The sequence below is a fragment of the Microcystis sp. M49636_WE2 genome, from assembly GCF_030065375.1.
In the GTDB taxonomy this organism is placed as follows: Bacteria; Cyanobacteriota; Cyanobacteriia; order Cyanobacteriales; family Microcystaceae; genus Microcystis; species Microcystis aeruginosa_C.
This window is the reverse complement of record NZ_JASJFG010001008.1, coordinates 1-9324: the sequence shown is the minus strand read 5'-3', so window position 1 is coordinate 9324 and position 9324 is coordinate 1. Positions and strand designations below refer to the sequence as shown.

Here is a 9324-nt window from a genome sequence, read left to right as displayed (position 1 = left end):
TTATAAAATTGATTAAACCCTCTATTTGTCTTTCTCTTTCATTTTGATTGGTTTCCATTTGCTTTTTTCTTTCATTTCTTGGCAGAACGTTTTTATTTTACCATAGCAAGCTCTATTTACGTATCAAATGGAATTGCTATAATATTGAAGATGTTAGCACAGCGCGTAGAAGCATCAGTGATCGCCATTATCTTTGCAATAAAGCATAAGCTAACTGTTCCTCATCAGAAGCCCCAATCAGTCCTTCCTCTGAAGACATTGTAACATCAATCCCTCGCACCCTTAAACCTTTGGCGATCGCCTGAGAAACCCTTTCATCCAGTGCGATCGCAAATCTGGTGGGATGCGTTACGCTACGCTAACCCATCCTATCTTTACTGCTATAATTAGCTCCAAAGACCACCATAACCAACTAAAAAAACCATGACTCAAGCCACCTTTGCAGAAATACTAGACGCAACCGAACAACTTCCCCCAGAAGCTCAAGAACAACTTATTCACATCTTGAAAAGTCGCCTGCGAGATCAAAAAAGAGCCGAATTAATTAAAGACATTGAAGAAGCTCAACAGGAATACGCTCAAGGTCAATGCCAATCCGCAACCCCTCAACAACTAATGGAAGAGATCCTTGCATAAGTTTTGTGTTATTGCGCTCCAATGTGTTTATTAGAAACGCTCGTAAAATTATCAAAAAACAGCCTTCATTCGCTCAAAATATTCAAGACACCTTAGAATTATTGCAAATAGACCCTTTTCAACCTAGATTAAGAACCCACAAATTAAAAGGGGAACTCAAAGAATCCTATGCTTGTAATGCAGGCTACGATTTGAGAATTATCTTTAAATTTGTTGATCATGAAAATCAGCAAGCCATTCTTTTGGAATCTCTTGGAACCCACGATGAAGTTTACTAGGGTGATCTTGTAGATTATTTTACTTAGGGTTTGCTGAATAAATCTAAAAACCTTGTTGGATAAGGCTTTTAGACTTTTTTAACCTCAAAAAGTGCCGACCATTGGAGGGATCGGGGCTAAAATTCAGGTACTTTTTCCCTGAAAATTAGGTAACTGACTACCTCAAAATCGGTAAAACCCTACACCCCACACCCCACACCCCACACCCTGCCCCCACGAAAAACTTTTTCAGCAGCCCCTACTTAGGGTTTGCGGCAAAAAGTTTATTGGTGGGGTTAGGAGTCAGTAGCCGGTCGTCAGTAGCCGGTCGTCGGTCGTTTCAGGCTTTGTTGCCCTCTCTTTTTGTACCAGCTTTTGTACTCCAAAAGGGATAATGCAAGGTTTTTGAAGGTTTTAATCCTATTTTCGCAGCATGAACATCGGATTTTAACAGGTCAAAAGCCTTATTTTAAAAGGGTTTTACCATTATTCAGCCAGCCCTAACTAACAATATTCCAATCAATTTCCATAGCACGACACCCCTGCAACTTACCAATTAAATGATGACTAGGCCACCCCAAAGTTTGATAGGGGTCTATCGCTAGAAGTTTTTGATACTTCGACCAACGAGCCTGCAATTCGGCAGGTAAACAAACTAAATCATTTTGAAAATCAGCTACCCATTGCACGAAATAATGACTTTTAGTAGCCACAACTTTTCACCCATTCCCTTAACTCATCCTCATCAATCTCTTCCTCTGCTTCAACCCCAGTTATCCATTTCTTTGGATTACCTAAATCTTCTAATCTCTTAATTCTAAAGCTTCTGCTGATGTAATTTCAGGGTCATCTTCCAGAATAATAATAACCTCTACTTTTCTCCCAGGGAAAAGCTGATCTGACTGAATTTCTAGACGACCATCTGACTGAACAAAAATTGTTTGACGAATCGCTTGAGTCATTAGTAACCTCTTGGCTTTTGCTGATGTTAATGTAGGCTAAAAATTTACCTTCAGTCATCAAATTCAATTTTTTTTAGACTGAGTATGCTATCTAACAAGTCTTTTTACTCTTGAATACGACATATTTTTATAATATTACGTTACGCCATGCCGACCAATCTTGCCGTTGCTTGAACTGTCAAAACAGTGCGATCGCCGATTGCGTAGGGGGTGTCCCATTATCCCACTAATCGAAAAGCAGCATCAATCGGCAATTGTAACGGTAAGGATTGATTCCAGCGTTTCGAGAAAAATAAAATCTCCAAATTCTCAATCTCCCCAGAAGTCGGATTTAGACGAGCGACAATTTCATCCCCAATCTCCTCCGACTCTTGATCTGCATAGGGAGAACAGACATCTACATAAAGAATATCTCCCGTCGGGTCATAGCGAAAAGTTAGATTTTTTTCCATACCATTATTCCCCCTGTAATTTTTCGGGCTGTGTATATAGTCACGATCCAATGACGACTAAGAGCAGTTTGGGAAACCACCACCAGAATTAAAAATCGTCCCGTCCGAATCGTTGAAAACCACTTAGAAAATAACAACGCCTTTTCATCATGATCGCTAGAACGAATTAAATCTGGATCAGCTAAAGTCTGGGCTAATTGCTCCTCATAATCGGGTAATGTACCCGGATGGCGATCAATAATATGCTGTTCTCGCTCATCGGTTAATTCAACCTCTACCTCTAAATAACCACAGAAAAAAGACCTTGCCAAATTTTCTTCATGTCTCCAAAACTGATCTTAAATTTAAAAACCAAAACTTAATCATCGGCGATCGCTGCTGCCAATATCAGATACATGAAACGTGAAAACCACTCAGCCTTGCGACAAAGCATAAGCTAATTGCTCTTGATCAGAAGCCCCAATCAGTCCTTCCTCTGAAGACATTGTAACATCAATCCCTCGCACCCTTAAACCTTTGGCGATTGCGTTAGAAACACTTTTATCTTAATTAAACTTTAAAACCGCGATCGCTTTAGCCTTGGCAACTGCGATCGCTGGTGGGCATTGTTAAGTTTTCTTGAACGGGCGATTTTCGTGATCAAGAGTAGAACCATCAATATTTATGGTTCGGTTGGCTCTTGGTATTATACGGATGTCTGTGGAGAAATGGGTCTTATACATTCCAGTCAAATTAAATTTGACAACTAGAGAGCGCGTTTCTGCGGGAACACAGAAACGGGTAGAATCAATCAATGCAGTTGTTTTCTTTCGAGGTGTCATCATTACTAAGAAAGCTACCCGTTCCTTAGCCGGCATTGCTGGAATTGTCGCCGTTGCCACCTTAATCAGTAAGGTTTTTGGTTTGGTCCGCGAACAGGTAATCGCCGCTGCCTACGGTGTCGGGCCAGTGGTGAACGCCTACGCTTTTGCCTACGTTATCCCCGGTTTTCTGTTAATTCTCCTCGGTGGCATTAACGGTCCCTTTCACAGCGCTTTGGTCAGTGTTTTGGCCAAAAGAGATAAATCCGAGTCCGCGCCGATTGTCGAGACTGTCACCACCCTAGTCAGCGCGATTTTATTAGCTGTCACCGTCTTTTTAATCGTTTTTGCCAATATTTTTATCGATGTTCTCGCCCCCGGTTTAGATGCCGCCACCCGTAGTATGGCCATTCAACAACTGCAAATTATGGCCCCCATGGCGGTTTTAGCTGGTTTAATCGGCATCGGTTTCGGTACTCTCAACGCGGCAGACCAATACTGGCTACCGAGTCTCAGTCCGCTTTTTTCCAGTGTGGCGGTGATTATCGGGGTGGGTTTGCTGGCTTGGTTCGTTGGCGATCGCATTGATGAGCCGCAATATGTGCAACTGGGGGGTTTTGTCCTCGCCGGCGGTACTCTCGTCGGGGCGCTCTGGCAATGGTTAGCACAAGTGGGCGCACAAGTCAAGGCAGGTTTAGGAAAATTAACATTTCGTTGGGATTGGCGGATACCGGGGGTGTCGGAGGTGTTGCGGGTGATGATTCCGGCGACCTTATCTTCGGGAATGTTGCATATTAACGTTTATACTGACCTCTTTTTCGCTTCTTTTATCGAAAATGCCGCCGCTTCCATGCGTTACGCCAGTTTTATCGTTCTCACGCCCTTGGGCATCATGTCCAACATGATTCTCGTGCCGTTTATGCCGATATTTTCTCGACTGACGGAACCGGAAAATTGGGGAGAATTGAAGCAAAGAATCCGTCAGGGTTTATTATTGACCGCTTTAACCATGTTACCCTTCACCGCTATCTTTATCGCCCTCGCTTTCCCGGTAGTGCGAGTTATCTATCAACGGGGTGCCTTTAATCTGGCTGCCTCGGAACAGGTGGTTCCCGTATTAATGGCCTACGGTTTCGGGATGTTTTTCTATCTCGGTCGCGATGTTTTAGTACGAGTGTTCTATGCTTTGGGTGATGGTGACACTCCCTTTAAGGTGAGTATGGTGAATATTTTTCTCAATGGTGTGCTGGATTTCCTCTTGTATAGACCTTTTGGTACTCCGGGGATTGTTTTAGCAACCGTGGGGGTTAATATCCTTTCTATGGGCATTTTTACGGTGATTTTAAATCGTCGTTTAGGGGGTTTACCTCTAGGAGAATGGGGTTTATCCTTATTGGGATTAACGGTAATTACAATACTTTCTGGTGTTGCTAGTTGGGGAGCTAGTTGGGGTTGGGAAAAGGTTTTCGGTGCTGGTAATATTTTCTTACAATTATTACAGTTAGGTTTTGCTTCAACCGTAGCGGTGGGTTTATTCCTCCTCGGTGCGATGTTATTGAAGTTACCTGAATTAGACCTGTTAATCTCGCGAGTTCGTCAGAAGTTCTTGAAAAAATCTTAGGTTTAAGTTGCTGCCTCACCTCATCATTACATAGGGTTTGCTGAAAAAGTTTTTTCTGGGGGCAGGGTGTAGGGTGTAGGGTGTAGGTTTTTACCGATTTTCATCTGGTCAATTACCTAATTTTCAGGGAAAAAGTACCTGAATTTTCCCCCCAATCACTCCAAGGGTCGGCACTTTTTGATGGGCAAAAGGTATAAAATCCTTACCTCGTCTATATTTCACATTTATTCAGCAAACCCTATTTATTTTTAGGAATTGGGGGCAGTTGCGGTGATTTTCGGCGAGAATTAGAACCGGATATTTTCGGGGGTAGGGGTGCAGAATTGCGATTAGATAAACTTTGAAGGCTCTTTTTCATATTAGCAGGTTCTGGCAGTTCTAGAGTTACCCCTTCTCTAGCAGTCATTGTTTCCTCTGGTAGGCATAAATCAAAAACAAAGGCAGAATTATTGGTTAAATCAGCAAATTCTAATTTTATCATCTCCGCAGAGGATTCTAGTGCTAATAAAGGTTCAATTTCGGTTTTAATTAACTGTTCTAATTGAGCCAGATAATTGATCTTAACAGGAGTAACAATTAAAGTTAACACTTCTTGCCAACCTTGCCCCCCCAATTCTGCCAGAATATCCCCATAACAGCGAATATTCCAGCTACCTATTCCTAAATCTCGATAGGAAAAAATTTCTAGCCAACCCCCGGCATCCGATCGATAATAATGGGTATATCGTTCGCTACTTTGGGGAGATTCGTAATCGATACGCACTTCAATATGAGCAAAAGGAGAATCCAGACGGGCCAAAAGACGATAGTTTCCCGAGACAATTTCTAGGGAATTAGTAGAAATTGTGCGTCCGTGATTCTCCCCTTGTTTTTGCAGTATAAATTCCATAATCCTAGCCTAGGACTGATGTTTGGCCTCTTAGGTTTGGTGGGTAAAATGTATTTTAGGATACAGTCCCGCCAGCGAGCGAGTGGAATGAACCACAAAGACACAAAGGACACAAAGAATAAGAGAGCCTAATGTTTGCCCATGACGCTAAAACTTAGGATTTGTGCCGGGAGATTTGCGCTTTTAATTCCCCTGCTTGTGTCAGTAAATCCGCTTGGGTTAGACTAATTTGTTCTTGGGTGGCCATCCATTTCAGTTGTACCGTGCCATTTTCAGCCTCAGCATCCCCCAAAATTATACAGCCCACGGCCTTAGCTCGATCGGCCCGTTTAAATTGTTTTCCGAAAGCGCTGCCGCTTAAGTCTAACTCGACGCTAAACCCCAATCCGCGTAATTGTTGCGCTAACACCGCACTGCGGGCCTCAGCTTTTTCTCCTTTGGAGACAAGATAAAAATCGGGAACCAAAAAAGATAAAGATTGCTTTTGTTGTAATAATATAATCAGACGTTCTAAACCGATTGCCCAACCCACTGCTGGTGTGTCTGGACCGCCTAATTGAGCTATTAAACCATCATAACGACCACCACCGCAAACCGTGGCTTGAGCGCCTAAATCATCGGACTGAATTTCAAAGGCCGTATGGGTGTAATAGTCCAATCCTCGCACTAAACAGGGATTAAGATTATAGATAACTCCCAAATCGGTTAGTAAAGATTGCACCCGTTCAAAATGCTTTTGAGAATCACTGCCGAGATGCTCAAGAATACTGGGGGCATTCTTACAGATAATCTTGGTTTTCTCGTCCTTACTATCCAAAATTCGCAGGGGATTTTTTTCTAATCTCTGTTGAGAATCCGCGTCTAAATCAGCTTTGTAGGGAGTCAAATAATCTAGTAGGGCCTGACGATAATTTTGCCTATCTTGGGCATTTCCCAGGGAATTAATATCTAATTTTAGGTTTTCTAGCCCCACAGCTTTTAATATCTCGCTGGCAAGGGTAATTACTTCCACATCCGCCCTAGGATCATCACTTCCCAACAATTCGACCCCGATTTGATGAAACTGTCGCTGCCTACCCGCTTGCGGACGTTCATAACGAAACATCGGCCCCTTATACCAGAGTCTTTGTACTCCTCCGGCGGCCTGTAATTTGTGTTCAATATAGGCGCGAACGACCCCAGCCGTTCCCTCTGGTCGCAAAGTCAGGGAACGTTGACCGCGATCAAGGAAAGTGTACATTTCTTTACCTACCACGTCCGTCGCTTCGCCGATACCCCGTTCAAAAAGTTGCGTCTGTTCAAAAATGGGAGTTCGTATCTCTTGATACAGCGCAGTCCCTAAAATTCTGCTGGCAGTTTCCTCTAACCACTGCCAGTAACCGACCTCCGCCGGTAAAATATCTTTTGTGCCTCGGATTGCCTGGATTTCGCCCATAGTTCTCTGTATTTTTATCCCTATTTGAACAATCTTAAACCGCTTAGAGTCACTAATACCGTCGATCCTTCATGACCGATGACACCAAGAGGTAAAGTTATATCACCGGCAAAATTGGCTATTAGCAATATGCCGATAAACGCGAGGGCGAAAGTGATATTCTGTTTAACGATGCGATTGGCACGACGACCAAGGTTAATCGCGCTGGGAATTTTGGCTAAATTATCGGACATAAGGATAATATCGGCCGTTTCCAAGGCCACATCACTACCAGCTTTTCCCATGGCAATCCCCACATTAGCCATAGCTAAAGCGGGCGCGTCATTAATGCCATCCCCCACCATAGCGACAGTGTGATATTTTTCTTGGAGATTTTGGATAACGGTTAACTTATCTTCGGGCAGTAAATCAGCGTAAACCTCCTCAATACCGAGTTTTTCAGCAACTTTATCGGCACTTTGTTGATTATCACCCGTAATTAAAACGATATGTTCGATACCGATCTTTTTGAGCTGCTTCACCAGATTAACTGCCGATTCCCGCAGGCTATCGGCCACAGCGATCGCCCCGATTATCTGATTCTCTTGTACTACCCAGACGAGGGTTCTGCCTTCTTTTTGTAAACGTTCGCGGATAGCTAGGATATTCTGGTCAAGATCAGTAATATGGTCACGAATATAGGCAAAATTGCCCACAGATACCGACTTATCGGCAATTTTTCCCGTGATACCCCGTCCTGATACCGCTTGCACCTGATTAGCACTGAAGAAATTTATACCACGTTCCCTGGCTGTGGCGGTAATAGCGGATCCGATGGGATGTTCCGAACAGGATTCTAGGGATGCAGCCACCGCTAACACCTCATTTTCGCTGACTGCATGGATAGGGATAATTTCCACCACTTGCAACTTACCAAGGGTGAGAGTGCCGGTTTTATCAAAAGCGATCGCTCGTATGCGGCCGATCATCTCCAATCTTGCGCCATTTTTGAATAAAATCCCCTGTTTTGCCCCGTTAGCGATACCCGATAACAAAGCCGGCATAATTGAGGCCATTAAAGCACAGGGAGAAGCCACCACGAGAAAAATTAAGGCCCGATAGATAGTGGTTTCCCAAGTCCAACCCCAGAAAAAAGGCGGTAAAATCCCGAAAATTAAGCCCAAAATCACGATAATTTTCGCATAACCTCGCTCGAAACCTTCGATAAACTGTTGGGAGGGAGGGGATTCATTTTGCGCTTTTTCTACCAAACGAATCACCCTCTCAATTAAGCGACTTTCGGGGGGAGTTTCCACCTTTAAACGTAGCACTCCCGCACCGTTGAGAGTTCCCGCAAAGACTTCTTCACCGATGGTTTTATCCACGGGAAGCGATTCTCCGGTAATTGGCGCTTGATTGATGGGACTGTTTCCCTCCATAATAAGGCCGTCAATGGGGATTAATTCGCCCGGTTTGACCAAAACTGTATCACCGATCTGTAATTGCTTGATAGGAACCTCTTTTTCCCTGTCTCCCGTGATTAATCTAGCAGTATCGGGAGTCATGGCCATGAGAGAACGAATATTGCGATCGGTTTTTGCCATGGCAATCTGTTCTAAAGCACCACTAATAGCGAAAATCAGGATTAAAACGGCTCCATCGATGATGAGATAGTAATTACTATCCCAGAGTCCCAAAATCGCCGCCCCCAAGGCCGCTACAATCATTAACAGGTCCACATCCAGTTCTTTTTCCTCCCATAAAGTCGTCAATCCTGCTTGGGTACTTTCGTATCCTCCCACCAGATATGCGATCGCTAGTAGGATGAAAGCCGGGCCGATCAGATTAAGGTGTAGGCATAACCAACCAAAAAAGACTAAAATAGCGCAAATTCCCGCGGCAACTGCCGAGGAATACTCAGACAACCAAGAGGACGAGATACTCTGAATCATGGATTGATGGCAATTACTTTTCTCCCCATTCTAGAAAAAATTAGATCGATGCAGAAAACCCCTATGTGGTATTCACCGGTGCGAAGGCTCTCTTAGGTTTGCTGGTTAAAATGTATTCTAAGATACAGTCCTGCTGGCGAGGGAGTGGAAGGAACCACAGAGGCACAAAGGACACAAAGATCGATCACTACATTCAGTTAAACTGATCAGACAAAGAAGAGTGGAAGGAACCACAGAGGCACAAAGGACACAAAGATCGATCACTACATTCAGTTGAACTGATCAGACAAAGAAGAGTGGAAGGAACCACAGAGGCACAAAGGACACAAAGATCGATCACT

11 protein-coding genes are annotated in these 9324 nt (G+C 43.7%); 3 read left to right on the top strand and 8 right to left on the bottom strand.

Going from position 1 to position 9324, the window contains the following annotated elements; translation table 11 throughout:
- Positions 1-187 precede the first annotated feature (187 nt).
- Positions 188-322 (bottom strand): DUF5615 family PIN-like protein, encoded by a 135-nt coding sequence (locus PX484_RS23225; RefSeq protein ID WP_288105742.1) that lies wholly within the window; start codon positions 320-322, stop codon positions 188-190.
- Positions 323-423: 101 nt separating this feature from the next.
- Here PX484_RS23225 and PX484_RS23220 point away from each other — a divergent pair, with 101 nt between their 5' ends.
- Together PX484_RS23220 and PX484_RS23215 are read left to right on the top strand one after the other, a co-directional pair.
- Complete coding sequence (locus PX484_RS23220) at positions 424-636, top strand: hypothetical protein (RefSeq protein WP_004163792.1); 213 nt, start codon at positions 424-426, stop codon at positions 634-636.
- Complete coding sequence (locus tag PX484_RS23215) at positions 633-914, top strand: type II toxin-antitoxin system RelE/ParE family toxin (RefSeq protein WP_004163793.1); 282 nt, start codon at positions 633-635, stop codon at positions 912-914. Before PX484_RS23220 ends, PX484_RS23215 begins: the two co-directional genes overlap by 4 nt.
- Positions 915-1393: 479 nt before the next feature.
- Here the strand turns inward: PX484_RS23215 and PX484_RS23210 are convergent, their stop codons facing one another.
- The 4 genes from PX484_RS23210 to PX484_RS23195 all read right to left on the bottom strand — a co-directional run bounded on the left by PX484_RS23210 (position 1394) and on the right by PX484_RS23195 (position 2618).
- Positions 1394-1606, bottom strand: coding sequence for a hypothetical protein (locus tag PX484_RS23210; RefSeq protein ID WP_287664676.1), 213 nt, complete (start codon positions 1604-1606; stop codon positions 1394-1396).
- Positions 1607-1696: 90 nt separating this feature from the next.
- Entirely contained in the window at positions 1697-1855 is a 159-nt protein-coding gene (locus PX484_RS23205) for a hypothetical protein (protein ID WP_287664673.1), read from the bottom strand.
- A gap of 218 nt (positions 1856-2073) precedes the next feature.
- Positions 2074-2307: a DUF2283 domain-containing protein gene (locus PX484_RS23200; RefSeq protein WP_002769319.1), complete on the bottom strand. Its 234-nt coding sequence runs from the start codon at positions 2305-2307 to the stop codon at positions 2074-2076.
- Positions 2292-2618 carry a hypothetical protein gene (locus PX484_RS23195; RefSeq protein ID WP_287664670.1) on the bottom strand — a complete coding sequence of 109 codons (327 nt, stop codon included), beginning with the start codon at positions 2616-2618 and terminating at the stop codon, positions 2292-2294. The genes PX484_RS23200 and PX484_RS23195 overlap by 16 nt, the downstream gene beginning before the upstream one ends.
- A 382-nt stretch (positions 2619-3000) precedes the next feature.
- On the opposite strand from PX484_RS23195, the gene murJ reads away from it, so the two are divergent.
- Positions 3001-4728, top strand: coding sequence for a murein biosynthesis integral membrane protein MurJ (murJ, locus tag PX484_RS23190; protein ID WP_287765776.1), 1728 nt, complete (start codon positions 3001-3003; stop codon positions 4726-4728).
- A 238-nt stretch (positions 4729-4966) separates the two neighbouring features.
- On the opposite strand, the gene PX484_RS23185 is transcribed toward murJ, so the two are convergent.
- From PX484_RS23185 to PX484_RS23175, 3 genes are all read right to left on the bottom strand, one after another.
- The gene (locus PX484_RS23185; RefSeq protein ID WP_287765758.1) at positions 4967-5617 is read right to left on the bottom strand and encodes a hypothetical protein; all 651 of its coding nucleotides are present in this window, start codon (positions 5615-5617) and stop codon (positions 4967-4969) included.
- Positions 5618-5771: 154 nt separating this feature from the next.
- A complete protein-coding gene (hisS, locus tag PX484_RS23180) occupies positions 5772-7052 on the bottom strand; it encodes a histidine--tRNA ligase (protein ID WP_287765756.1) in 1281 nt (426 codons plus the stop codon).
- 20 nt (positions 7053-7072) lie between these two features.
- Positions 7073-8983 (bottom strand): heavy metal translocating P-type ATPase, encoded by a 1911-nt coding sequence (locus PX484_RS23175; protein WP_287765753.1) that lies wholly within the window; start codon positions 8981-8983, stop codon positions 7073-7075.
- Positions 8984-9324 lie beyond the last annotated feature (341 nt).